This is a genomic window from Candidatus Paceibacterota bacterium, assembly GCA_035530615.1.
Taxonomy (GTDB): Bacteria; Actinomycetota; Actinomycetes; order Nanopelagicales; family Nanopelagicaceae; genus QYPT01.
Map to the genome: position 1 here is coordinate 368,755 of DATKUL010000001.1, position 22,683 is coordinate 391,437.

27 protein-coding genes and 1 tRNA gene are annotated in these 22,683 nt (G+C 51.2%); 11 read left to right on the forward strand and 17 right to left on the reverse strand.

The window, feature by feature from the left end:
- Positions 1 to 65 precede the first annotated feature (65 nt).
- From pdxH to VMW30_01925, 3 genes are read left to right on the forward strand one after another with little or no spacing between them, the layout of a single operon-like run.
- Positions 66 to 773, forward strand: coding sequence for a pyridoxamine 5'-phosphate oxidase (gene pdxH / locus VMW30_01915; GenBank protein HUW87123.1), 708 nt, complete (start codon positions 66 to 68; stop codon positions 771 to 773).
- Between the two features lie 10 nt (positions 774 to 783).
- A complete protein-coding gene (serC, locus tag VMW30_01920; GenBank protein HUW87124.1) occupies positions 784 to 1,899 on the forward strand; it encodes a phosphoserine transaminase in 1,116 nt (371 codons plus the stop codon).
- A gap of 17 nt (positions 1,900 to 1,916) precedes the next feature.
- Positions 1,917 to 3,089: an MFS transporter gene (locus VMW30_01925; GenBank protein HUW87125.1), complete on the forward strand. Its 1,173-nt coding sequence runs from the start codon at positions 1,917 to 1,919 to the stop codon at positions 3,087 to 3,089.
- Positions 3,090 to 3,136: 47 nt separating this feature from the next.
- Here VMW30_01925 and VMW30_01930 read toward each other — a convergent pair whose 3' ends face one another.
- Positions 3,137 to 4,405 carry an MFS transporter gene (locus tag VMW30_01930; protein ID HUW87126.1) on the reverse strand — a complete coding sequence of 423 codons (1,269 nt, stop codon included), beginning with the start codon at positions 4,403 to 4,405 and terminating at the stop codon, positions 3,137 to 3,139.
- A gap of 65 nt (positions 4,406 to 4,470) precedes the next feature.
- On the opposite strand from VMW30_01930, the gene VMW30_01935 reads away from it, so the two are divergent.
- On the forward strand, positions 4,471 to 4,659 hold the full coding sequence (locus VMW30_01935; GenBank protein ID HUW87127.1) for a DUF2530 domain-containing protein: 189 nt from the start codon (positions 4,471 to 4,473) through the stop codon (positions 4,657 to 4,659).
- Here the strand turns inward: VMW30_01935 and VMW30_01940 are convergent.
- Positions 4,656 to 5,039 (reverse strand): cold shock domain-containing protein, encoded by a 384-nt coding sequence (locus VMW30_01940; protein ID HUW87128.1) that lies wholly within the window; start codon positions 5,037 to 5,039, stop codon positions 4,656 to 4,658. The two genes, VMW30_01935 and VMW30_01940, sit on opposite strands and share 4 nt — an antisense overlap.
- Before the next feature lie 189 nt (positions 5,040 to 5,228).
- Between VMW30_01940 and VMW30_01945 the strand changes: the two genes are divergently transcribed.
- Together VMW30_01945 and VMW30_01950 are read left to right on the forward strand one after the other, a co-directional pair.
- Positions 5,229 to 5,558: a prevent-host-death family protein gene (locus VMW30_01945; GenBank protein HUW87129.1), complete on the forward strand. Its 330-nt coding sequence runs from the start codon at positions 5,229 to 5,231 to the stop codon at positions 5,556 to 5,558.
- A gap of 38 nt (positions 5,559 to 5,596) precedes the next feature.
- Positions 5,597 to 6,136 carry a type II toxin-antitoxin system RelE/ParE family toxin gene (locus VMW30_01950; protein ID HUW87130.1) on the forward strand — a complete coding sequence of 180 codons (540 nt, stop codon included), beginning with the start codon at positions 5,597 to 5,599 and terminating at the stop codon, positions 6,134 to 6,136.
- Between the two features lie 17 nt (positions 6,137 to 6,153).
- Here the strand turns inward: VMW30_01950 and VMW30_01955 are convergent, their stop codons facing one another.
- The 5 genes from VMW30_01955 to VMW30_01975 all read right to left on the reverse strand — a co-directional run bounded on the left by VMW30_01955 (position 6,154) and on the right by VMW30_01975 (position 11,306).
- Positions 6,154 to 6,837, reverse strand: coding sequence for a DUF3027 domain-containing protein (locus VMW30_01955; GenBank protein ID HUW87131.1), 684 nt, complete (start codon positions 6,835 to 6,837; stop codon positions 6,154 to 6,156).
- Between the two features lie 68 nt (positions 6,838 to 6,905).
- Positions 6,906 to 7,679: a hypothetical protein gene (locus VMW30_01960; protein ID HUW87132.1), complete on the reverse strand. Its 774-nt coding sequence runs from the start codon at positions 7,677 to 7,679 to the stop codon at positions 6,906 to 6,908.
- Between the two features lie 200 nt (positions 7,680 to 7,879).
- On the reverse strand, positions 7,880 to 9,505 hold the full coding sequence (groL, locus tag VMW30_01965) for a chaperonin GroEL (protein HUW87133.1): 1,626 nt from the start codon (positions 9,503 to 9,505) through the stop codon (positions 7,880 to 7,882).
- Between the two features lie 138 nt (positions 9,506 to 9,643).
- Positions 9,644 to 9,916: a DUF3263 domain-containing protein gene (locus VMW30_01970; protein HUW87134.1), complete on the reverse strand. Its 273-nt coding sequence runs from the start codon at positions 9,914 to 9,916 to the stop codon at positions 9,644 to 9,646.
- Positions 9,917 to 9,956: 40 nt separating this feature from the next.
- Entirely contained in the window at positions 9,957 to 11,306 is a 1,350-nt protein-coding gene (locus VMW30_01975) for an aminotransferase class V-fold PLP-dependent enzyme (protein ID HUW87135.1), read from the reverse strand.
- 69 nt (positions 11,307 to 11,375) lie between these two features.
- Between VMW30_01975 and VMW30_01980 the strand changes: the two genes are divergently transcribed.
- Positions 11,376 to 12,155, forward strand: a complete 780-nt coding sequence (locus VMW30_01980; GenBank protein HUW87136.1) for an alpha/beta hydrolase — start codon at positions 11,376 to 11,378, stop codon at positions 12,153 to 12,155.
- On the opposite strand, the gene VMW30_01985 is transcribed toward VMW30_01980, so the two are convergent.
- The 3 genes from VMW30_01985 to VMW30_01995 are packed head-to-tail and all read right to left on the reverse strand — an operon-like array spanning position 12,152 to position 14,596.
- Positions 12,152 to 12,850, reverse strand: a complete 699-nt coding sequence (locus VMW30_01985) for a glutamine amidotransferase (protein HUW87137.1) — start codon at positions 12,848 to 12,850, stop codon at positions 12,152 to 12,154. The genes VMW30_01980 and VMW30_01985 overlap by 4 nt on opposite strands.
- On the reverse strand, positions 12,847 to 14,073 hold the full coding sequence (locus tag VMW30_01990; protein ID HUW87138.1) for a MurT ligase domain-containing protein: 1,227 nt from the start codon (positions 14,071 to 14,073) through the stop codon (positions 12,847 to 12,849). Before VMW30_01990 ends, VMW30_01985 begins: the two co-directional genes overlap by 4 nt.
- A 4-nt stretch (positions 14,074 to 14,077) precedes the next feature.
- Entirely contained in the window at positions 14,078 to 14,596 is a 519-nt protein-coding gene (locus tag VMW30_01995) for a carbonic anhydrase (GenBank protein ID HUW87139.1), read from the reverse strand.
- Between the two features lie 118 nt (positions 14,597 to 14,714).
- Here VMW30_01995 and VMW30_02000 point away from each other — a divergent pair, with 118 nt between their 5' ends.
- The 4 genes from VMW30_02000 to VMW30_02015 all read left to right on the forward strand — a co-directional run bounded on the left by VMW30_02000 (position 14,715) and on the right by VMW30_02015 (position 17,396).
- The gene (locus VMW30_02000; GenBank protein HUW87140.1) at positions 14,715 to 15,152 is read left to right on the forward strand and encodes a hypothetical protein; all 438 of its coding nucleotides are present in this window, start codon (positions 14,715 to 14,717) and stop codon (positions 15,150 to 15,152) included.
- A 45-nt stretch (positions 15,153 to 15,197) separates the two neighbouring features.
- Complete coding sequence (locus VMW30_02005; GenBank protein ID HUW87141.1) at positions 15,198 to 15,770, forward strand: sigma-70 family RNA polymerase sigma factor; 573 nt, start codon at positions 15,198 to 15,200, stop codon at positions 15,768 to 15,770.
- Positions 15,771 to 15,776: 6 nt separating this feature from the next.
- Entirely contained in the window at positions 15,777 to 16,439 is a 663-nt protein-coding gene (locus tag VMW30_02010; GenBank protein HUW87142.1) for a hypothetical protein, read from the forward strand.
- Positions 16,440 to 16,667: 228 nt separating this feature from the next.
- The gene (locus tag VMW30_02015; GenBank protein HUW87143.1) at positions 16,668 to 17,396 is read left to right on the forward strand and encodes a sulfite exporter TauE/SafE family protein; all 729 of its coding nucleotides are present in this window, start codon (positions 16,668 to 16,670) and stop codon (positions 17,394 to 17,396) included.
- An 81-nt stretch (positions 17,397 to 17,477) separates the two neighbouring features.
- On the opposite strand, the gene VMW30_02020 is transcribed toward VMW30_02015, so the two are convergent.
- The 7 genes from VMW30_02020 to VMW30_02050 form a co-directional block, all read right to left on the reverse strand.
- Positions 17,478 to 18,131: a hypothetical protein gene (locus VMW30_02020; protein ID HUW87144.1), complete on the reverse strand. Its 654-nt coding sequence runs from the start codon at positions 18,129 to 18,131 to the stop codon at positions 17,478 to 17,480.
- A gap of 114 nt (positions 18,132 to 18,245) precedes the next feature.
- Positions 18,246 to 18,320: transfer RNA gene (locus VMW30_02025), tRNA-Thr, on the reverse strand.
- A gap of 65 nt (positions 18,321 to 18,385) precedes the next feature.
- Positions 18,386 to 19,177: an SGNH/GDSL hydrolase family protein gene (locus VMW30_02030; GenBank protein HUW87145.1), complete on the reverse strand. Its 792-nt coding sequence runs from the start codon at positions 19,175 to 19,177 to the stop codon at positions 18,386 to 18,388.
- Positions 19,174 to 20,121: a 23S rRNA (guanosine(2251)-2'-O)-methyltransferase RlmB gene (rlmB, locus tag VMW30_02035; protein ID HUW87146.1), complete on the reverse strand. Its 948-nt coding sequence runs from the start codon at positions 20,119 to 20,121 to the stop codon at positions 19,174 to 19,176. Before rlmB ends, VMW30_02030 begins: the two co-directional genes overlap by 4 nt.
- Before the next feature lies 1 nt (position 20,122).
- Positions 20,123 to 21,529: a cysteine--tRNA ligase gene (gene cysS, locus VMW30_02040; GenBank protein ID HUW87147.1), complete on the reverse strand. Its 1,407-nt coding sequence runs from the start codon at positions 21,527 to 21,529 to the stop codon at positions 20,123 to 20,125.
- A gap of 30 nt (positions 21,530 to 21,559) precedes the next feature.
- Positions 21,560 to 22,075: a 2-C-methyl-D-erythritol 2,4-cyclodiphosphate synthase gene (gene ispF, locus VMW30_02045; GenBank protein HUW87148.1), complete on the reverse strand. Its 516-nt coding sequence runs from the start codon at positions 22,073 to 22,075 to the stop codon at positions 21,560 to 21,562.
- A 23-nt stretch (positions 22,076 to 22,098) separates the two neighbouring features.
- Complete coding sequence (locus VMW30_02050) at positions 22,099 to 22,581, reverse strand: CarD family transcriptional regulator (protein HUW87149.1); 483 nt, start codon at positions 22,579 to 22,581, stop codon at positions 22,099 to 22,101.
- Positions 22,582 to 22,683: the final 102 nt, after the last annotated feature.

A 22,683-nucleotide genomic window follows, 5' to 3' on the forward strand; every position in this document is an offset into this window, starting at 1 on the left:
CCTAGTTGAGAGTGCTGTGTACCAATCATTGCCCCACCAGGCATAAAGATGCCAAGTTTTGGAAAGTGACGTTAGATACATCTATGGGAAGTGAACTAGACCGTACCGAAATCGCCGCCATGCGCCGCTCTTATAGCGAGACTGGCATGGGGTCCCTAGTCGAAAATCCTTTCGAGGTATTTACCCAGTGGCTGAAGGAAGCACATGAAAATGCCATGATCGTTGAGGCAAATGCGATGGTTCTCACAACCGTGGATCACGAGGGCGGGCTTTCCACGAGAACTGTCCTACTTAAAGATGTTTCAGAGAGCGGTTTCACTTTTTTCACTCATTACAATTCTCGCAAAGGCCGAGCCATTCATTCCCAGCCAAACGTAGCGCTCCTTTTTCCCTGGTACGCCATGGAACGACAGGTGAGTATCACTGGAGTTGCTCAAAAAGTTTCACGATCTGAATCCGAGCAGTACTTTGCATCGCGACCTTGGTCTCATCAGATCGGCGCATGGGCAAGTCGGCAATCTGCACTCCTTTCTTCTCGCGAAGAGTTGGAAAATCGCTGGAAATCTGCGGCGGAGAAATGGCCCGAGGGAAGTGTTGTTCCTACTCCGAGTGAATGGGGTGGATACCGCGTCCTTCCCGAAACAATCGAATTCTGGCAAGGTCGGTATTCTCGGCTCCACGATCGGGTGCAATACCAGCGCGATGTCCAGAATATGGATATGGAAGTTCCAGCGAAGGCAAGCGAATGGGAGATCACTCGCCGCTACCCATAGACTTGCGCTTGTGAGCGAGATAAAGATCCCCGAAAACCTTAAACCTACAGATGGCCGCTTTGGTTGTGGCCCTTCCAAAATCCGTCCGGAAGCGCTACACACATTGACGCAATCCGGTACATCAATTCTAGGAACTTCGCATCGGCAGAAGCCCGTTAAGAACGTCGTGCGCCGAGTCCGTGAGGGGCTCTCCTCACTCTTTGATCTGCCAGAGGGGTACGAAGTAGTACTTGGAAATGGTGGTTCGACAGCGTTCTGGGATATCGCAACTTTTGGTCTCATAGAATCGCGTTCCCAACATCTCGTCTTTGGCGAGTTCTCCTCGAAATTTGCAGCTGCAGCAAAGGAGGCGCCCTTCCTGGGCGATCCCACTATCATCAAATCTGAGCCGGGATCACATCCAATCTCCCAAGCCGAAGATGGTGTAGACGTTTACGCACTCACCCAGAACGAGACAAGTACCGGCGTATCTATGCCAATCCTGCGACCTGCCGGGACCAATGGCGCACTCGTTCTCGTCGATGCAACAAGTGCTGCGGGCGGATTGACTGTGGATGTAAAGGAATTTGATACCTATTACTTCGCGCCCCAGAAATCTTTCGCGTCAGATGGTGGGCTCTGGCTTGCCTTAATGAGTCCTGCCGCAATCGCACGGGCCGAAAAAATCAAGGCTGATGGTCGTTGGATTCCTGCATTCTTCGATCTCGTGACTTGCATTGAAAATAGTCGACTGGACCAGACCTACAACACCCCTGCTGTTGCAACTCTCATCCTTCTCGCCGAGCAGATTGAGTGGATGAACCAGAATGGCGGGATGGCTTTCTCCGCGGGACGAAGTGCCGATTCCGCATCACGTCTCTACTCATGGGCGGAAAAAACTTCATATACAACACCATTCGTGACTGATGCATCCATGCGATCAAACGTCGTAGGCACAATCAATTTCGATGACTCAATTGATGCGACCAAGATTGCATCCACTCTTCGCGCAAACGGAATCGTTGATACCGAGCCGTATCGCAAACTCGGCAAAAACCAACTCCGCATTGGTATGTTCCCAGCTATAGAGCCAAGCGATATTGATGCGCTTACCTCCTGTATTGAATTTGTCGTTAATGCTCTCTGACAATCGATAATGGGGCAATGATCTTTAAGGGAGAGCGCATTTTTTGGGCGATATCACTCCAGGTTGCTGTCCTCAATTTTTACCTGGGTGGTTTCGGACCTGCACAATCACTACTTAGAGCGCAACAACACACCTCCTTGGCAATCGCGGGCCTGCATGGAACGGCAATGGGTATCGCTTCCATCATCGCCGGCTTGATGGGCCCTCGAATCGTTCATCGGGTTGGGCGTGCTACAACTTCGTGGCTGGGTATGGCAATTTTCTGTACCGGAGTCTTCATTTTTGTCATCTCCCCACCTATTCAACTCACACTTTTTGCAACGCTTATCTCGGGCTTTGGAACTTCAATCGTGATAAACGTTATGGTCACCCAACTTTCGCACCACTACTCAAGAGACGCATCAAAAGCGATTTCGCAATCCAGCGGCATAGGCTCAATTGGTTACATCCTTGGAACTCTGACTTCTGGAATGATCGCAGGCACCTCATTCAGTTGGCGGCTTGGCCTGCTTGCCGTCATTCCGGCCAGCGTGATCCTCTACCTGCTCACCCATCGAGCAATGGCAGCCGAACACATACCTGATCCAGTGGGACACCAAAGAGGCTCGCTAAACAGCAAATTCTGGATCTCATGGGTTGGATTTATTGCATGTATATCCAGCGAATTCGCAATTACTTTCTGGTCCGCTGCCCTACTCCGAGAGCGGCTCGGGTCGAGCGCGGCCATCTCAACCATCTCAATCATGGCTATCGGAACCGGCATGGGAATCGGGAGGTGGTTTGGCCCACATCTGCTTCGCAGATATGCACTCGACAAGAAACTCTTAACCGCAATGATCATTCAATTAGTCGGCTTTGCAGCTCTCTGGTCTTCGCATATTTTATGGTTCTCACTCATTAGTCTATTTGCAGTTGGTGTAGGTCTTTCAATGCAATTTGCCCTGGCTTCATTGCGACTCATTAGATTTAGCGAAGATCGCCCCGATCTGGCAATTGGAAAGAGTTCACTAGCGGCAGGTCTTGCAATCGCAGGTGCACCTTTTTTACTTGGCGTCCTGGGAGACCATCTGGGAATCTCCCGCGCTTTTCTCTTGGTTCCCGTCCTGATAATTGTTGCGATGGCGAGCGTTGTCGCGATACCTTCGGACCAATCTATTGGTCAGGAAACTATTGGTCAGGATAAGAAGTGAATTACAGAACTCGACGACTGATTACTCTGATCACGCTCTTTGGTGTTCTAGCCCTTATCATCATAAATGGGCGGTAAAATAACATCGATCGAGAAGTCCGGGGGCACTTCAACTCTGTGACGATATCGCTTCCACACAAAAAGCCCGGCGAAAACAGTAATTAATCCGCCGCTTGCGATTGTCGGTCGTACGCCTATGCGCTCAGCCATAAATCCAACTAGCGGAGAACCCAGTGGTGCGCCGCCCATGAATACAAAAAGATAAATACCCATAACTCGTCCGCGGAGTACTGGGTCCGTATTCACTTGCATCAGGGAATTGGCGGCGATCATGGTTGTGAGCGTTGCAAAACCACAAACAGGCAACCACATTGCGTAGAGAGTAAAGGTGGGCATCAGAGCCAAAATCATGAGAGCCACTCCAAAGGAGAGGCTTCCATAAACAACAAACATCGTCTTTCTAAATCGCTCTAAGCGGGCGGAAAGCAACGCCCCGCTAAGTGAACCGATTGCAATGATTGTTCCGAGCAATCCAAAGGATGCGGCTCCGCGATGAAATATTTTTGTCGCAGCGAGAGCGTTAAAGATTTGGAAATTGAGCCCAAACGTCGCCATAAAGAAGACGACAATCATTATTGCGTAGAGATCGGGACGGGCCTTTACATAACGTATGCCCTCTCTCACGCTACCCATACTCGTGCTCCGTGGCATGAAGAAGAATTCACTCTTTCGAAGAGTTAAGAGGGCAGTTATTACGATGAGATATGAGCCTGAATTAAGCAGAAAGGAAGGACCGGTGCCAAAGACGGCAATTGAGGCTCCCGACAGCGCAGGCCCAATGAGGCGACCAGCATTGAAGTTTGCAGAGTTGAGACTAACTGCATTACCGACATCAGAGTGACCCACAACCTCGGTAATGAAACTCGCGCGAACGGGATTATCAACAGCATTTGCAACTCCAAGAGCAAACGCAAGAACAAAAACGTGCCATAGTCGCGCTTGGTGAATTGTTACCAGCAATCCCAATATTCCCGCAGACAATCCTCCGCCCACATTGGTGAAAATGAGAACTTTCCGTTTATCAAATCGGTCTGCGAGCGCGCCACCATGAAGGCTAAAAAAGAGAACAGGTGTGAATTGCAGCGCGGTCACGAGTCCCAAATACGAGCCGTTGTTATTTGTAAGTTCGAGTACAAGCCAATCTTGGGCAATTCTCTGCGCCCAACTTCCAATATTTGAAATCGTATTTGCTGCGAAGAGGATTCTAAAATTACGATGGCGAAAAGAACGCCAATTACCATTCTCTTTCACACGCACCGGGCGGACCTCCTAAAGACACCCTACCGCCATTAGAGAGGTGGCCCTTGGGCTACGATGCAGATATGGCTCAGTATGTGAGATCGGTCGTAAAATTATTATCTTTCGGCATCAGCGCTTGGATTGTCGCGGGCGCAATCGCGATCGCAATTAATGCAGAATCGAAAGTGATCTGGACCTGCTTCATCGGGGCGCTTCTTGGATTGACAGGGATGCTCTACACAATTCGCAGAGCACGCAGAACCGGCATTTAAGCCTCTAGCTGGCCGGCAATACCGCGCAGGACTTTTCCGAGTCGCTCAGCTTCAACTGCCGATGGATGTCGTCCATGGCGCAGGCCATTTCCAACTTTGTCCAAGATCTTGATAGTGTCTTCAATCATTGCGGCAAGGTCATCAGGGTTAACGTGATTGTTTGCGACCAGTGACGGCGGAGCATCGATTACTCGTACAGAAAGGGCTTGCGGTCCACGACGGCCGTCGGCAACGCCAAATTCCAGTTTCGTTCCGGGCTTGACAGTGGTCACGCCTTCTGGAAGAGAGGTTGCAGCCAAATAAACATCTTCGCCCTCATCTGAGGCGATAAATCCAAATCCCTTTTCCAGGCTGAACCATTTCACGCGACCTGTAGGCATGGGGAACACTCCTTTAAATAACTCAACTCGTGTGAGCCGCACGGAAATTACGGGCAGAGGACGAGTTTACCGTAGTGGCCCTGCGCGGGGAACAATGATTAATCAATAAACGCAGTTCCGTCGGCACGGCTGCACAGCGCTAAATTCGAGACTCTTGCAATCTATACAGAATCCTGTACAGTTCAAGACATGTTTACCCTACTCCCTCACGCCGAGACCTTCTCTGTCACCGAGGCGGCCGAACGTGGTCTGCCCTCCGTTGTACGCAGCGCTAACGCTGGTACAGATTTTGTCATTGAGCGATACGGCAAGCCACAAGCTGTCATTGTCGGGATTGAGCGCATCACGAAACTTGCCGAACTTGAGCGCGATCTCCAAAGCGCAGCATTAGTCCTAAGTCGCGTTGCCACTGACAACGGCAACCGTACCGACATCGATGTGGTCATCAAACATTTTGGCTTTGATCCGGCGGAACTTCGCGCAGAGGCAGCTGCTGAGTTCGCAGCCTCTCAAAAATAACCCAACCGCTCCTACTGAGAAGCTAGAGCCCTAGAGCCTTGGCCTACATTCGGCTTACCGATCCTGCCATTGATGACCTAAATCAGTTATTTCGTCTTGACCCTTCAGTTATGCGGAAGATCATCGCCAAAATGTTGATTTTGGAACTTAACCCCGAGGCTGGTGAGCCTTTACTTGGTGATCTCATGGGGTGGCGCAAACTCACAGTGGGAGATCGGACCTGGCGCATTATTTGGAGAAGCAAGAAAGATGAATCTGGCGGCCAGATGATCGAAATAGCTCAGGTCTGGGCCATTGGCGCTCGCAGCGACTCCGATATCTACGATGAGATGAAGGAAAGAATTGCATCTGCTCCGTCCTCACCTCAAAGAACAGCATTGTTCGATGTTCTCGAATTATTCGGTGACAAAGTTGGCGACGTTGTTGCAACACCCGAACCAATGGACTCGCCTGCCCCCAAGTGGTTGCTGGATAGACTCGAGCACAGCATCGGTTTGCATCAGGATCAGATACGTGGGCTTTCTGTTGAACAGGCGATGGAGATATGGGAAGAGTACATACGTAGGCCGAAGCAGTAAAAGCGACCTAGGGTTAGTTACAGCGTCGCTTCAGAGTGAGCGCCACATCCGTGGTCAACTGAGACCACATGACCATCTTGCGGTGAAATCGCGTTTGCGCATACTCCAAAGGCTCCTCGAAGTGAGCCTGCGATATGGATAAAGAAACCACAAGAGACACATGGTTTAGGGGCGGCCTTGGCAATCGGCGCGTCTGGGCCGTAGTCACCCGTGTACCAACGCTTGCTGGCTTGATCGCGACCTTCTATGGACATCACCCGTGCACGGCCGAGACCAAGTTCCCAAAATTGAATCTCCTCTAACTCTTCATCTCCTGGCAGGGCAGCCAAACCAGGCACCAATCGCGTGTCATCCGGTGATGAAGGCAGTATGTCGCCGACTCCAATATCGCCGGGCTGAATACGGTCTGCGTACGGAATCCACTCAGGTGCAAGAAGCGAATCGGGCCCTGGAAGCAGAACGACATCACAGATGGTCGGCTCGCTCTTATCGTCAACCTTGATCGCGGTTACAACCCAGCGCCAGCCTTTGTACCCGGGCAATGAGGCTTCAAAGAGGTAACTTGCCATCCTGCCTTTGGTATCAACATCTTCCGAGATGAAATCTCCGACATGTTTGGCTTCAGCAGCGCCCTCAATAAGTGCTGCCCGCGCTAGATCGAGCGCATCAAATGAGCCCGCAGATTTCCTTAACCATGCCATGGGGTAAGGGTAAAGCAGAAAGGACTCCCGAGGTAATCGGGAGTCCTTTCGTAGGCTTTTTGAACGATTTATGCGCTCGCAGAAGCACTTGGGGATGGAGACGTGCTCGAAGTTGGGGATGCACTTGGGGATGGAGACGTGCTCGAAGTTGGGGATGCACTTGGGGATGCTGTTGGGGTAGCGAGGTGAAGCGCGGCAATCGCGGCACGGAAGGCAGTATTGGCAGCCTGCAACGCAGTGTTCAATGCCACTTGGGCAGTGCTTACCGCAGTTTTGTATGTTGCAAGTGCGGCTGCAGTTGCGCTCTTGTAAGCAGTTTCAGCAGTTTTCACCGCTGCCTTAAATACACTCTTGGCGTCCTCTTTGGCTTGTTCAGTAGTTGCAGCAGCAAGAGCGGCAGCGTAGGCAGTCTTAGCTGCATCAATTGCGCTCTTCTCTATTGCGACTGCTGGTGCAGCAGCACCCTGGAAAGCATCACGTGCTGCCTTGGTCGCATTTTGGAAAGTTGCGACAGCCGCATTTCTCGCGTTCTGATAAACAGTGAGCGCTGCGGTGATAGCAGGATCGGTTTTGCCTTTCTTTGTGAACTTCTTGGCCAGAGCACGCGCTTGTGCTTCCAAACTCTTGCCTTCATTTTCAAATTTCTTACCCTTATTTTCTAGACTTCGGTTATTCCACTTTGGTGCGGAAGGAATAGAGGGGGATGAAATTTCGCTTTTCTTTCCGCCTTTTCCTTGGTTGCCCTTGCCCTCTGAAGCCATAGCGAGTGGCGATGCTGCGGCAACAATGAGCAATGCAGAACTGGCGGCGACTATTACATTAAATGTCTTTCTCGAAATCACGTGTTCTCCGATCTTAGGGAAGCGTTCAGTGTAAAGAAGAAAAATAGTTCACAGAACTAAATTTGAGATATTCACACGATTTTCACAAAGTTAACTTCTGATTTAGCCTCTGGCATAAGTAGGAATACATACTTCTATAGAAAGAATGCGCCCCGAGAGTTTGACTCCCGAGGCGCATTCTTTTTAAAGGGTAAAGATATTTAGAAGTCCATATCCCCGCCGCCCGGACCACCAGCAGGCATTGCTGACTTCTTCTCTGGCTTATCCGCGATAACAGCTTCTGTTGTGATGAAGAGTGCCGCGATAGATGCCGCGTTCTGCAATGCAGAGCGAGTCACCTTGGCTGGATCAATGATCCCGGCCTTGATCATGTCAACATACTCACCTGTAGCAGCGTTGAGACCGAAGCCTGGCTCAAGATGGCGAACCTTCTCGACAACAACTCCACCTTCAAGTCCTGCATTGATCGCAATCTGCTTAAGCGGAGCCTCGATAGATGATTCAACAATCTTTGCACCAGTCGCTTCATCGCCCTCAAGCTTCAACTTCGAAAATGCAATTTTGGCTGCCTGTAGAAGTGCAACTCCGCCACCGGCGACAATGCCTTCTTCAACTGCAGCCTTTGCGTTACGGACGGCATCTTCGATACGGTGCTTGCGCTCTTTGAGTTCTACCTCAGTAGCAGCGCCGGCCTTGATAACTGCAACTCCGCCGGCCAATTTAGCCAAGCGCTCTTGCAACTTCTCTCGGTCGTAATCAGAATCGCTCTTCTCAATTTCAGCACGGATCTGTGTAACGCGGCCCTTGATTTGATCAGCATCTCCAGCGCCTTCGACAATGGTTGTTTCATCTTTGCTGATGACAACCTTGCGCGCGTGGCCCAGAAGTTCGATACCTGCTTGATCCATCTTGAGGCCGACCTCTTCAGAAATGACGGTCGCACCGGTAAGAATCGCAATATCTTGCAACATTGCCTTACGTCGATCGCCAAATCCTGGAGCCTTGACAGCTGCGGAACGGAATGTTCCGCGGATCTTATTTACTACCAAAGTTGCAAGTGCTTCGCCTTCAATATCTTCGGCGATGATTGCAAGTGGCTTGCCTGACTGCATTACCTTCTCAAGAATTGGCAGCAGGTCTTTGATATTTGTGATCTTGGAATTTGCGATCAAGATGTAAGCATCTTCAAGAACGGCTTCCATGCGATCAGAATCAGTGACGAAGTATGGAGAGATGTAACCCTTGTCGAAGCGCATACCTTCGGTGAGTTCAAGTTCGAGTCCGAACGTATTTGATTCTTCGACGGTGATAACGCCCTCTTTACCAACCTTGTCCATCGCTTCGGCGATCATCTCGCCGATGGTGACATCGGCCGCAGAGATGGATGCAGTAGCTGCAATCTGCTCTTTGGTTTCGACGTTCTTCGCCATTGCCACTAGTTCGGCAACGACTGCTTCAACAGCCTTCTCAATTCCGCGCTTCAGTGCCATTGGATTGGCACCGGCTGCCACGTTACGAAGACCTTCACGGACAAGTGCTTGAGCCAGAACGGTGGCAGTGGTTGTTCCATCTCCTGCTACATCGTCAGTCTTCTTGGCAACTTCTTTAACCAGCTCTGCGCCGATTTTCTCCCATGGATCTTCCAGATCGATTTCTTTTGCAATGGACACGCCATCGTTTGTGATGGTGGGTGCTCCCCACTTCTTCTCCAAGACGACGTTTCGCCCGCGAGGTCCGAGGGTTACCTTGACCGCATCCGCCAGAATGTTCATGCCACGTTCTAGACCACGACGGGCCTCTTCGTTAAAGGCAATCTGCTTTGCCATAGTTGTTTTCGCTCCTATGTTTTCTATCGTTATTGGGGGGATTTATCACTCACACCCCTAGAGTGCTAACGCTAAATCTAGAGCAGGGCTAGCCAGTGGGCAAATGCAAGCCTCTTGAGAAATCGGCGCTGGTTGGCTTTAGCGGGCCGAGCGCGCACTCATCCGCGCCTGACGGAGTCGGCGCAGCCGTTTGACGAGCATAGGAGAGGCCAGGAGGGCATCTTCCCGATCTACCAGGTCATTGAGGAGTTGGTAGTAACGAGGGGCGCTAAGGTCGAAGAGCTCTTTGATAGCGCTCTCTTTAGCCCCGGCGTAGCGCCACCAACTGCGCTCAAACTCCAAGATCCGTACCTCAAGGTCGCTCAGGGTCGTGGAAGTGGGAGTAGAAGTAATCACTGCGCTCTCGTCCATATGGGCAAGCCTAAAGCAATCCCGTCCGAAATGTGGGGATTCAGAGGGTCTCCAAGATGAGTTCGATATCGCTCACCTTGGTCCAGGGGTTCACGATGGCAAAGCGGAGGATGGGTTGGCCGTGATGGGCAGAGGGTGGGATGAACCCGATCTGATTGGCCAGAAGATGATCACTCCAGGATTGATAGTCAGTGCTTGCCCACCCTTTGCGGGTGAAGGCCACAACAGAGAGTTCTGGCTCTCGGAGAAGTTCGAGCCTGGGATGCAAACGGATTTTCTCCGCCGCGGCACGAGCAACTTCCATTGTCTTCTCAATCGCCGCGGCATAGGCATCTGTTCCATGCGCCGCAAGTGAGAACCAGAAAGGTAACCCACGAGTGCGACGGGTCAGGTGGATTGCATAATCAGAAGGATTCCAAGAATCTTCTTCTTGCAAAGTTTCCAAGTAAGAAGCGTGCTGCGTATGAACTGCCTTCGCCAATTTTGGATTTCTGTAAATCAATGCGCAAGCATCAAATGGCGCAAAGAGCCATTTGTGTGGGTCGACGATAAATGAATCCGAAAGTTCGATGCCGAGAAATTTCTCTCGAACAGTTGGCGAGCACATTGCCGCCAATCCGTAAGCGCCATCTACATGAAACCAAATGTCACGTTCTTTTGTTACAGGTCCAATTGAAACTAAATCATCAATGGTTCCTAAATTCGTAGTACCTGCGGTAGCCACGACTGCGCAGACTCGTGTCTGCTGCGATGCGTGATATCTGTCAATCTCTCGCGCAACATCGGCACCCTGCAATTTTCCTTCAGCATCAGGTGCGATAGCCAATACATCCACATCCATAACTTGAGCGGCCGATGAGATAGACGAGTGAGCTTCTTGGCTGCAAGCAATCGCCCATCGAGTTGTTTCAGGCCATAACTTTCTCGCCTCTGCTCGAGCGACAACCAGGGCAGAAAGGTTTCCGACTGTCCCGCCTTGCACAAAAACACCGCCCGAACTCGCTGGCAATCCCGCAAGATCCGATAACCATCGAAGTGCCTGATTCTCTGCAAATACCGCGCCGGCGCCCTCTTGCCACGAACCTCCATAGAGTGCACTGGCACCAACGACGAGATCGAAAAGGTTGGCGTACTCGCTAGGAGCAGATGGAATGAAGGCTAGGTTGCGCGGATGATCCGTTGAAATACACGCTTTCGCAAGGACTCGGGTAAAGACTTCAAGGGCCGCATGACCACCCAGACCCTGTGCGGTAATCGTGTTTCCAACTGCCTCAAATAATTGAGACTCAGAGAGGGGTCCGTCCAACGGCGGATCAGTCTTAAGACGATGAAGACTGTAGGCCAACACTTCATCTGCGAGTACCTCGACTTCATGGGTGAACTCATGCATGTAGAGAAGTGTGCCATGCCACCCTCTAAACTCATCACAGAACCAGGATGCACCTTGAGAGGAGAGGTCGTGAATCAGCGGTATATAGATCTCCGCGGTCACCAAATCTGGAATTCCGAGTGGGCCAATAACGGAGAGGCACTTGTTCTGCTGCACGGGGGCTTGAGCGCAACAGAGGACTTCGACAAATATTTACTCCCTGCCTTTCTTGATACCCACCACGTTTATGCCTATGACCGTACCGCCCACGGTCGAACTGCAGATCGGCCCGGGAGCCTTCACTACGAATTCCAAACGAGTGAGGCAATTGCCTATCTCGCAGATGTCGTGAAAGAGCCGGCTCACCTAGTTGGGTGGAGTGACGGCGGAATCATCGCCCTGCTAGTGGCAATCACGCGACCAGAACTGGTGAAGTCAATTGTTGCGATAGGTGCCAATTTTCACTTCGCGCAGAACGGAGAACCAATTGAGGAGTGGGAGATATCTGAAGCAGACCGATTAGAACATGCGCAGCGATCACCTGATGCACCAGAATCACTCGACGAGAAAGTGCGTCGTATGAGAGATATCTGGAATAGCGAACCGACGTTAACACCGGATGATCTGGCAAAAATTCCCTGCCCGACCCTCATTATGGCGGGTGACGACGAGCGGATGGAGATCGAACATACCGCGTCTATGTACCGGGCAATTCCACAAGGGCAGTTAGCGATCATTCCAGGCACGTCGCACTTTGTTCTTAAGGAAAAACCGGCCCTAACTCAGGCAGTCATCAAACAATTCCTCAACGATCTGAACCCGCCCATTACGCGTCAGCCATTTAGAAGAACTAATCCCGAAGTCAATTAGTGGGTGACTGCTCGCACTCTCTCATCATGAAGTTGCTCGAATATTGGTGCGGAGATTGGTGACATCGCGCCCAACTTTCTTTCAAGTATCCAATCTGCTAGTTCTGGGTTTCGCGCCAGTGCTGGACCATGCATATACGTGGCGACTACTTGATCTGTCACCAGGCCCTCAGAATTGCTTCCTGCCCCATTGCCGATTCCATGTACTACCTGTCCAAGGGGCTGCATCCCTTCGAGCAGACGGGTCTGCCCACTGTGATTCTCAAAGCCGGTCAACGTGGCGATCGGAATAGTCGGTTCAGAAATTACTTCCCCCACCGAACGTAACTCTGCAGAGATGGTTTCGACTGCGATCAATTCAAGTCCAGGAACTATCCGCCCTCCTGAGGCCGGAAAATTCATTCCTAATATTTGAAATCCCGCGCAGACGGCAAATATATGTGCACCACTCTCCAGCGCTTTCTTCATTCCATCTTTTCGCGCCAAAATTTCCTTGGCTGCAATCTGCGCATCATCCTCGCCCCCACCCAGGAGATAGAGATCAGCACTTGTTGGAACCTTTTCTCCAATGCCAATTGTTAGAACTTCGTGCGCGATATCGCGCTGCTTAAGCCGCCAACTCAAGATGTCAACATTGCCACGGTCTCCATATGTTCCTAACAATTCTGGGAGAAGATGGATGATAGAAAAAGTCATCTGCGTCTCACCGACTTCGACAATCGGTGGAAGGCGGTATATGAAGCAATCAAATCCGCTTTCCTATCTCCTATCACCCGCGCCGCCTCTAATTCGTCGTTAACCAGCCGGTGCGGAATTTCATTGACGGTTAGTCGCGCTGACACGTCAATGCCCCGCTCGCCAGTAACTAAGACAACTCTCCCGCGCAGTGGCGAGTAATCAACATCCCAAAGCCAAGATGTGTCCTTGCCGTCTTGCGTATTCGCATTTACTGCGAGGAGAACCGTCTCGGGACCACTCGTCGAACTCGTCGCTAAGGTCTCCCGCCAACTTGCGGGATTCTTGGAAAGAAGAAGTCGGAAAGTAGTTGTGCCGATGTGCAATTCGCCAAAACGTCCATCGACGCTCGAAACCATTGAAACCGCATTTGCCGCAGTGGCTGAGGGAACTCCCATCACAGAAGCAGAAATGATCGCCCGAGCTGCATTTGAAAGTGCCGCTCTCCCGGGGATTCGACTCACCACTTCGATCATCTCTCCGTGCGGACCGCGCAGAGTGTCATCCTTTAAAACCCATTCTGGATTGGGTTTCTTGAAGCCGCATTCACAGTGATAAGAGTTTCCACCATCAGACCACCCCAAAACGTGCCCGCAAACAGGGCAGGTCGAGGCATCCATATGCCCCGCTGTCCCAGCACTAAACCAGATGACTCTTGACCAATCTTGCGCGGCCCAGACGACAAAGGGATCATCTGCATCGGCGAGTATCTGACAATTCGCTGGTAGTCCAAGAAGAGCCACTTTCCATTTCTGCGCAACAGAGCGGACTTCCGAGAGGCGATCTAGTTGGTCTCGCCCAAGATTGAGAAGAACAACCAATTCCGGCCTGGTCTGAGTGATGGCCCACGGTAGAACCATTTCATCAACCTCAAGTGCTGCAGTTGTTGCCTTTGTATCTTGGCCCAGGGCGGTTGCCACACCCGCGAAGAGATTCGCCCCCGTGAAATTGCTAATCGTTCTGGTTGTCGTGCTCAGCGCATTGCAGATGAGAGAAGTTGTCGTGGTCTTGCCGTTAGTTCCGGTGATGAGAACAATTCTGCGATTCTTGGAGAGGGTAGCAACCGCACTGGGCATAAGTTTGAGGATTATCCGCCCGGTAACCATGACGCCACTGCCCCGCCCAGTTAGCCTGGAAAGAGCACCAAAAACATTGGCAAACCAAAGGGTGACTTTCAGCTTCATCAGTTCAGCAATCCAACGGCTCTAATACTCCAGTGCTCACGTCATAAATTGCGCCAGCCACCACCACGCCCTTTCGCAGAAGCGGGTACGAGCGAATCCGCATGAGATCGGTCGCGAGCGCCTGGCGCTGATCTCGATCCGTTCTAAATTCAAGGCTGCGAGTATCGACTCCGTACTGTTCAAAGATCGTTGCGTGAATATCCGCTTCGTTGCTCTGCGCCATTCGGCAGTCGGTATGAGGCATGACCAGAATCCGATCGACTCCCAGCAGGTAAGTCGCAAGGACCAGAGTGCGTAGTACATCCTCTGTCACCCGGGCACCGGCATTTCGCAAAATCTTGGCATCCCCTGACGCCATCCCAACTACAGCAAGGGGGTTAATCCGCGAATCCATACAGGTCACGATCGCCAAGCCCTGCGCCGCCGTCCCCGTGAGTTCTCGGCCTTGGAAATTCGCGACAAAACCCTTATTTGCGCTTAAGACATCTTTAAATGCCTCCGCTGGGAAAGTGCCTGGCTCCATCATCCTGCAAGTCTACTGAGTCAAAAATCTCACTCGTTGGTTGTAACGCAGGGGCCTTTCCAATCGTTCTAAGCACCAGATACCCACATACCCCACTAACCCCATTGGGAGGATTGCCATGAAAGCCCTCAACCGGAACCATCTCGCCGCCATCGCGGTAGGAGCCCTGCTCCTCTCTGGTTCCAATCTGGCTCTGGCCCAGGCTGACAATCACAAGAAAGAAAACTCTCACCCCAAGCACGCAAAAAAGGTCGAACCGATCAAAATCAAGGGCGGGGTAGGTGTACTGATCCTGGATACGAGCACAGTTGTTCCTACATTCCAGTTCGACACCTCAACCGTGGTACCCCGCATTGAAATCGACGCAGACCACACCCCACGCTTTGATACAAGCACCGCCACCTCGCCATGGCCCCCACTCCAATTCCCCGCTGAAACCAGCTCCCACCATGGAGACGATGGAGACGATGGAGACGATGAGGGCGATGAGGGCGATGAGGGCGATGACGACTCGGGAATCGTCTCTTCCTCGCCGCTGGGCATCCGCGAAGGCTGAAGAGAGTTAATCTTTGAGGCAACACCGCAAAAGGGTTAGGGGCAGATGGAAGAGTCAGAAGAAAAGATCGGCAATGCGCACGAGCAGAGTGAAGAGTTCACCGATGCTCCATCCGATCTGCCTGATTACGACAAACTAGTAGAGGAGGCAATCCGTGGCAGCGATTCAGCATTCACCCTTCTGTGGCGACACTTCCAGCCACGCATGGTCCGCTACCTCGCCATGTTTACCAATGATCCAGAAGACCTCTCCTCGGAAGTTTGGATCAAAGTTGCGACGTCAATTAAGGGCTTTGACGGTGACTCCAAGGCCTTTAGGGGATGGATTTACACGATTGCTCGAAATTCCGCCACTGACCTGGCGCGAAAAAGAAAGCGAGAAGGAGTCACGTCCGAACTTCATGATGGAGATTGGATGGGTGAGAACTCCACAATGGTCGAGGTCATGGATCTGATTAAGAAATTGCCGCAAGAGTACGCAGAAATCATCATGCTACGGGTAGTTGCAGACCTGGAAGTAAATGATGTGGCTGAAATCGTAGGTAAAACACCTGGAAATGTAAGGGTACTAACGCACCGCGGACTCAAACAGCTTAACGAAATGCTCTCAAGGGGGTGATGCAGAATGAATAAAAATAAAGATTTTTCGCTGGAAGATAGCGAAGATTTAATCAACAATCTCAAGTCGAACGCTGCACCCGAGTTTGAGAAATTGCGAAGCACGCTTAACCTACTCTCGCATGTACACGATCTTTCACCTATTTCGATTCCACCGGTACTTCCGTCTGAGATTGGCCAGCCAGTTCAGCTCCTCACTGGCAGGATCTCTCACACGAGACGAACTGTGGTCACATCAATTCTTTCAGTGGGAATTCTGGCTTCTGCATCCCTTGCCGCCGCTGCTGTTACAGGAAGAGGACCGGCTCCCATAGTGAGTGCGGGCCACCAGAGCGCAAAAGTTGTTAAAGCAGTTGCCGGCGCCATCAGTGAGGTCGTAACAGGAAAGAGCGATGCGTCTCCAGTAAAGCCTGCATCAACCATCAGCAACCCCGCGCTTGCCCCAGGTGGGGTAGATGAGGATGATTCTGATGGCCGAAAAAATTCAGAGCATTCACTAGTTGGTCCGTCATCACTCCCATCGTCGCTTCCAACTTCCGAAAGCGACGATGATGAGGGACTTTCACTTTCAGTTACGGTATCTCCTGCACCCACAACAATAAAACCTTCTGGAATACCGAAACCCACAACACAGCCAGAAGATGATGAAGAGGATGAAGAGGACGACTAAGCCAGAACGAACTACTTATTCTTCTCTTTCTTCTCCTGCTTCTTCGCACGCTTCTCTTTGAGAGAGAGTTTTGGTTCTTTCTTCTGGTTCGCGTTGCTCTTCTGTTCCTTATTTGCCATGGTCACTCCGTTCTTGGCGCTCGATTACGAGTAAATCACTACGGTGAGTCTAAGGCAAAGGTATGCTCCCAGTCTTGGCTATTGGGCCAGAAGGAACTAGGGGTCCTGGATGCTGGGATTTGCAATCACAGTCATTGCGGGGCTCGTCGTCGGCACAATCAACGGAATGGCTGGTGGGGCTTCTCTCATTTCCTACCCAGTCCTGCTCGCACTCGGACTTCCTCCCGTTGATGCGGCAATTACAAATGCCTTGGGTGTCTCCAGCGCCAATCTATTTGCTATTCGAGCCGGAGAGCACACTGCAGTAAAACTTATTAAGGACTATAAACGGCTCATCATCATTTCCACTATCTGCGCCTTAATTGGAGCGACACTTCTCCTAATCTTTCCCCCAAACATCTTCGAACACGTCGTTCCATTTCTATTGCTGGCAGCCACACTCACCCTTCTACTGCCAACCAAACCTCGCCTCAGCCGACGCAATGAAATTGCCGAAACACTTGGCATTGCCTCAAGTGGGCTTTACTGCGGATATTTCGGACCTGGTCAGGGTGTCATGGTGATTACATCTCTGGCGCGAAACCCCAAAGATCCAGCAACTCTCAACGCAGCAAAAAATATCATCGTCGGAGTCACGAGCATCGCATCAAACATCGTCTACGTATTTAGCGGTCACGTGTACTGGTCGCTTGCCTTTGCCTTGTTCCTTGGTTCGAGCATCGGCGGAACCCTCGGTGGCCGGTGGGCAACCAAGATGTCTCCGCTATTTTACAGAGTGCTTGTCATGAGTGTTGGATTTGGAGCCTCAATCTGGCTCTTCATCAAGTACTTCTTCTAAGCCACCCATGCGTGGGGGCCTTCAGTGTTTTATGGGATCCACGATCGTGGCAAATGATTTGTTTGGGTGAATCTGACAACACTAGTTTTTACTGTAATCATTAATATCGCGGGCCTTTTCAAAGTTAGCGGCATTCAACCTCGTATTCCACACTGCCGAGGACTCAGACCTAATCTCCCTACTTGAGTGATTCCCTTTCAGGTACCAGGAACAGGTTTCTACCTTTCCTATTCTCAGAGAAGTTGCTTCATTAATAGCTGGAATTAAGTCTGTATCTTGGGACGCGAGGATCACTAAGTCGGCAGTCCTCACTTCCCGGACCAGTGCAAGTGCACACAAAACATCAATGCCTTTTTCTTGTTTACCAATCGGAATTTTCTCGCCGCTACTATCTAAAACAGGTGTGCCCGAAGCATCTCTCTCAAATGTATATTTCAAAGGGCGGTGAGTAACGATGACCCGTTTATCGCGCTCCCAAAAAGCGGCCTGCGCAAGATTGCGCGCATATTGAATTGGATTATGAACGTTTGATGGCAAACCACGATAAACTAAAACTTTGGAAACTGTGGCCGATGAGAAACCTTCTTTAATCCTTGAATTTCGCTTCTCAATTAATTCTTCTGCAAATTTAATTGGATCAATGTAATGCTGATGATGCCCGAGATTGAAACCATGCAATTTGGAACCAGTAATGTGAACATTCTGGTAGTCCATAATGACTGTTGTTTTAAGCACAATGATTCCTTATATGAAAAAGCCCCACCAGTCCCGGAGGACGGTGGGGAACTATGGCTTAAGTATGGCACAAACTAATGAGCTTGGTAAAGATTCTGAATTACTGTGGACAAATGGAGCCCCCCGTCAGGATTGAACTGACGACCTTCCGCTTACAAGGCGGATGCTCTACCACTGAGCTAGGGAGGCCTTTCTTACCAGCGCATTATGTCAGCGCATTTGAGATTGAAGAAATTCAGACCAGACTAGGCCGCCTAGCCACTATTCTGCGGGCTTTTCCAGGAAACTGGGATCGAATGTTTTGCCGATCTTCCATCCCCGGAAGATTTTCCGCGAAATCGTCGCCACATCCACGGGAGCAAAAAAATCAGACACCAACGAAAGTTGGAAGCTATTCTTTCCCGAATTCCCACCTTCGCGCGTGGCGCTAATGGCTCTCGCCAATTCGTTGAGTGCGGAAACTCTAATTTTTCCAGGACACCTTGCGCCACTCGATCGTGTCCAAGTGGATTGAGGTGGAGCCGGTCATCGGCAAGAAAGCGACGATCGCTTAGGACATTCTCCGCATTGGCATCTGCCACTACGGCGCCAACTTCCCTGGCCACCGATCGGACATTCTCGTTGAACACACGGAAGCGGGACTCCCAGAGATCCGCGGTCTTGCCCGTCCGATCGGTTCTTTCTAGCACGGTGAAGAGAAGGATCGTTGCCCCAGATTTCGAAATATCGCGAACTGCTTGTCGATAGAGCGGTAGGACTATCTCTGCTCTGTAATTGGGACGCAGCACATCATTGGCCCCAGCATGGAAGGAGAGAAGAGTCTCGGGGCCTGTCACATAAGTAAGAGCGACCGGAATCTGATCCTGGACAACCTGTCTGACCAACTTTCCCCGTACCGCCAAATTTAAATAAGTGAAATCTGGAACTTGCTCAGACATGACATCTGCAACTCGATCTGCCCAACCACGATACTCGCCGTTCACCACATGATCAGACATTCCTTCAGTGAAGGAATCTCCGCAAGCGATGAGTCGTGAGAACTTCATTGTGTGCGGCGTTGCTCATCCACCCAGAAAAGTGCGATTGATGTTGCAACACTCGCATTGAGCGACTCTGTAGTTGTACTCATCGGAATTGCAACAACTAGATCGCATTTCTCTTTGACAAGTCGAGAAAGTCCCTTTCCCTCGCTACCGACAACGATCATGATTGACTCCTTGGCAAGTTTCATCTTGCTTAAAGAATTCTCAGATTCGCCATCAAGTCCGATTACGAAACAGCCCAACTTCTTTGCCGCATCAATCGCGCGCGACAAATTTGAAACCTGCGCGATCTGCATTCGTGCAGCGGCGCCAGCCGAACTCTTCCAAGCCGATGCAGTCATTGCCGCGGCGCGGCGTTCGGTCATGACAACTCCGTCCGCACCAAATGCGGCCGCACTTCGGACGATGGCTCCCAGATTTCGTGGATCAGTCACACCGTCAAGAGCAACGATCAACATCGGACTCTTTGCTCGAACCGCTATCTCCTCAAAACTTGAGTATTGATATGGCTTGATTGCCAGCAAGACTCCCTGGCTGCTTCCAGAGAGGCCCTCAACTTCGGCGCGATGTACTTCTCTGATTGGAAGGTGAATTGCCATCGCCAACTTCAATGACTCAGTGATGCGGTCGTCAACGTCAATGCTTCTGGCAATGATCAATTCCGTAGCGGGAACTCCTGCCCTAAGTGCTTCAACAACTGCATTCCGACCGGCAACCAATTCACCGCCGCCCTTTGGACGCTCGCTCTTCTGACGAGGAGCACGGGGCCGAGTCTCCTTGGCCCCAGCAGTTTTCTTTCGCTTCGCAGCAGCGTGATACGGGCGATCTTCAGCTTTCGGGGTAGGTCCTTTACCGGCGAGGCGACGTTTGTTCTTCCCGCCGGTACCCGTTGTCGCACCCTTTTTGGATGAACGTACCGCGCCACGACGCTCTGAATTTCCAGCCATGTTATTTCCGCTCTTCCTTAGGTTTTATCGACCAACGTGGTCCTTGCGGCGTATCTTCAACAATGATTCCTAATTCGCCCAGTTCGTCGCGTATCTGGTCGGATGCAGCAAAATCCTTCCGCGCGCGTGCCGCAAGACGTTGCGCCAGGGCGAGTTCGATCGTGCCAGAAAGTGCCGTTTCAAGATCGGTCCCATCACTGGTTGCAAAGACTGAGTCGTAAGGATCGCAACCAAGAACATCGAGTGCCCCGCGAATTTCTGACGCCTTCAATTCCAATGTTTTTTGGTCGTCGGCGGTTATTGCAATATTTCCTACGCGAAGTGCTTCGGCAATATGGGCCAGTCCCTGTGGTACAGCCAAATCGTCATTCATTGCATCAGTAAATTCTTGCGAAAGAGTTGGAGCCGGAACTTTCCCTAAGGCTATGCAGGCGCGCTTGAGAAAACTTTCAAGACGACGAAATGCCGTGGCAGACTCTTCGAGCGACTCAGGTGAATATTCAAGGATCGATCGGTAATGCGCGCTACTGAGATACCAGCGCAATTCAATGCGTCGCACGTGTTGGAGAACTGCTTTCACCTGCATCGAATTGCCGAGAGACTTACTCATCTTCTCACCCGACGCAGTCACGAGGGCGTTGTGCATCCATGTGGTTGCAAATGCCCATCCCGCCGCTTGCGACTGTGCAATCTCATTTTCGTGGTGGGGGAAAATTAGATCTAAACCGCCACCGTGAATATCAAAAGCTTCCCCTAAATACGCGTGCGCCATAGCCGAGCACTCCAAGTGCCAACCTGGTCTGCCCGGACCCCAGGGAGTCGGCCAAGACGGTTCTCCCTCTTTCGCGGCTTTCCACATTGCGAAATCGCGCGGGTCCTTCTTAAAGGTCTCTTCAGCATCTGCTGCAGATTGCAGGTCATCCACATTCTGTCGAGAGAGGGTTAAGTACGATTTGAGTTTGCGTACCTGAAGGTAGACATCCCCATTGCCGGGTGCGTAGGCAACTCCCTTTTCCATCAAATTGGCCATTAAGTCGATCATCTGAGTGATGTGTCCGGTTGCCCGCGGCTCGTACGTGGGAGCGATGACGTTGAGGGCTTCATAGGCGGCCGCAAACTCGCGCTCGTACTTCATGGCCAGAGCCCACCAAGGCATTTTCTCGTGGATCGCCTTATGCAAGATCTTGTCATCAATATCGGTGACATTGCGAATAAAGGTCACTTCGTATCCGGATTTCATCAACCAACGACGGAGGATATCGAAATTGATGGCACTTCTGACATGACCAACGTGCGGTGAGGCTTGAACCGTTGCACCGCACAAATAAATGCTTACTTCACCTTTTTTAATTGGGAGAAATGGTTTCGTTGTACGCGACATCGTGTCGTACAACGCGAACGAACTCATCGGGTCAACCAATCCTCTAGATAGTGATAATTAAGAAGCAGTGTAAATTAGTGCAGAGGCGATAGCAGCCAAGCCACGACCTTCACCCGTAAATCCCAAACCATCTGTCGTTGTCCCTGAAATCGAAACATCGGCGCCGTCGAGCGCCCGAGAAAGTGCGGCAACGGCCTCACTTCTACGAGCACCCAGTTTCGGGCGGTTGCCGATGACTTGCACACTCACGTTCCCGATTTCAAAATTGGCGCTACGGATGATTCGCAGAGTCTCGGCCAAGAGTTGAGCACCAGATGCGGCTTTGTACTCTGGTCTATCCACCCCGAAATTGGAGCCGAGATCTCCCAAACCCGCCGCCGCGAAGAGTGCGTCACAGATTGCGTGGGCGGCGACATCTCCATCGGAATGGGCTTCGACACCGATCTCATCTGGCCAATGGATCCCGCCGAGCCACATAGGTCGGTCATGATCCATTGAGTAAGCATGGGCGTCGACACCCACTCCAGTTCGAAATCCGGAGTAGCCAGCCTTATCTACGGGGGGCAGCGACATGAAGAGCCTTCCGACAAAGGGAGTTACGAAGCAAGTACCTCATCAAGAATGAATCCGGCCTTTTCTTCGTCCGTGCGTTCGGCCAGGGCAAGTTCGGAGACAAGAATCTGCTTGGCCTTGGCCAGCATTCGCTTCTCACCAGCTGATAGTCCGCGATCAAGGTCACGTCGGTAGAGATCTCGCACAACCTCAGCAACCTTGATTACATCGCCAGAGGCAAGCTTCTCAAGGTTGGCCTTGTAACGTCGAGACCAGTTGGTGGGTTCTTCTGTATACGGCTGACGCAGAACATTAAATACCCGCTCCAGTCCGGCACTATCTACGACATCGCGGACGCCCACTAGATCGATATTTTCGGATGGAACGCGGACGGTCAGATCTCCTTGCGCAATCTTGAGAACCAAATAAGTCTTCTCTTCACCTTTGATTAAACGAGTTTCGATCGCTTCGATTAGAGCCGCTCCATGATGGGGGTAAACAACGGTTTCGCCAACCTTAAATGACATGTAATGCCCTTCGTTAGGCCCTAATAATACCAGCGATTAGTGATCACCATCACCCCCGATTTAAGCGCAAAATACCGGCTTCTTGGATATTCCTTGCGCCAT

Coding starts and splice junctions, on each gene's coding strand:
- VMW30_02000 (HUW87140.1), top strand. CDS start 14,715: ATGAAAGCCCTCAACCGGAACCATCTCGCCGCCATCGCGGTAGGAGCC.
- VMW30_01940 (HUW87128.1), bottom strand. CDS start 5,039: ATGCCTACAGGTCGCGTGAAATGGTTCAGCCTGGAAAAGGGATTTGGA.
- VMW30_01925 (HUW87125.1), top strand. CDS start 1,917: ATGATCTTTAAGGGAGAGCGCATTTTTTGGGCGATATCACTCCAGGTT.
- VMW30_02050 (HUW87149.1), bottom strand. CDS start 22,581: ATGTCATTTAAGGTTGGCGAAACCGTTGTTTACCCCCATCATGGAGCG.
- ispF (HUW87148.1), bottom strand. CDS start 22,075: ATGTCGCTGCCCCCCGTAGATAAGGCTGGCTACTCCGGATTTCGAACT.
- cysS (HUW87147.1), bottom strand. CDS start 21,529: ATGAGTTCGTTCGCGTTGTACGACACGATGTCGCGTACAACGAAACCA.
- VMW30_01945 (HUW87129.1), top strand. CDS start 5,229: ATGTTTACCCTACTCCCTCACGCCGAGACCTTCTCTGTCACCGAGGCG.
- groL (HUW87133.1), bottom strand. CDS start 9,505: ATGGCAAAGCAGATTGCCTTTAACGAAGAGGCCCGTCGTGGTCTAGAA.
- VMW30_01935 (HUW87127.1), top strand. CDS start 4,471: ATGGCTCAGTATGTGAGATCGGTCGTAAAATTATTATCTTTCGGCATC.
- VMW30_02030 (HUW87145.1), bottom strand. CDS start 19,177: ATGAAGTTCTCACGACTCATCGCTTGCGGAGATTCCTTCACTGAAGGA.
- VMW30_02015 (HUW87143.1), top strand. CDS start 16,668: ATGCTGGGATTTGCAATCACAGTCATTGCGGGGCTCGTCGTCGGCACA.
- rlmB (HUW87146.1), bottom strand. CDS start 20,121: ATGGCTGGAAATTCAGAGCGTCGTGGCGCGGTACGTTCATCCAAAAAG.
- VMW30_02010 (HUW87142.1), top strand. CDS start 15,777: ATGAATAAAAATAAAGATTTTTCGCTGGAAGATAGCGAAGATTTAATC.
- VMW30_02005 (HUW87141.1), top strand. CDS start 15,198: ATGGAAGAGTCAGAAGAAAAGATCGGCAATGCGCACGAGCAGAGTGAA.
- VMW30_01955 (HUW87131.1), bottom strand. CDS start 6,837: ATGGCATGGTTAAGGAAATCTGCGGGCTCATTTGATGCGCTCGATCTA.
- VMW30_01995 (HUW87139.1), bottom strand. CDS start 14,596: ATGGAGCCAGGCACTTTCCCAGCGGAGGCATTTAAAGATGTCTTAAGC.
- VMW30_01985 (HUW87137.1), bottom strand. CDS start 12,850: ATGACTTTTTCTATCATCCATCTTCTCCCAGAATTGTTAGGAACATAT.
- VMW30_01975 (HUW87135.1), bottom strand. CDS start 11,306: ATGCATGAGTTCACCCATGAAGTCGAGGTACTCGCAGATGAAGTGTTG.
- VMW30_01970 (HUW87134.1), bottom strand. CDS start 9,916: ATGGACGAGAGCGCAGTGATTACTTCTACTCCCACTTCCACGACCCTG.
- VMW30_01990 (HUW87138.1), bottom strand. CDS start 14,073: ATGAAGCTGAAAGTCACCCTTTGGTTTGCCAATGTTTTTGGTGCTCTT.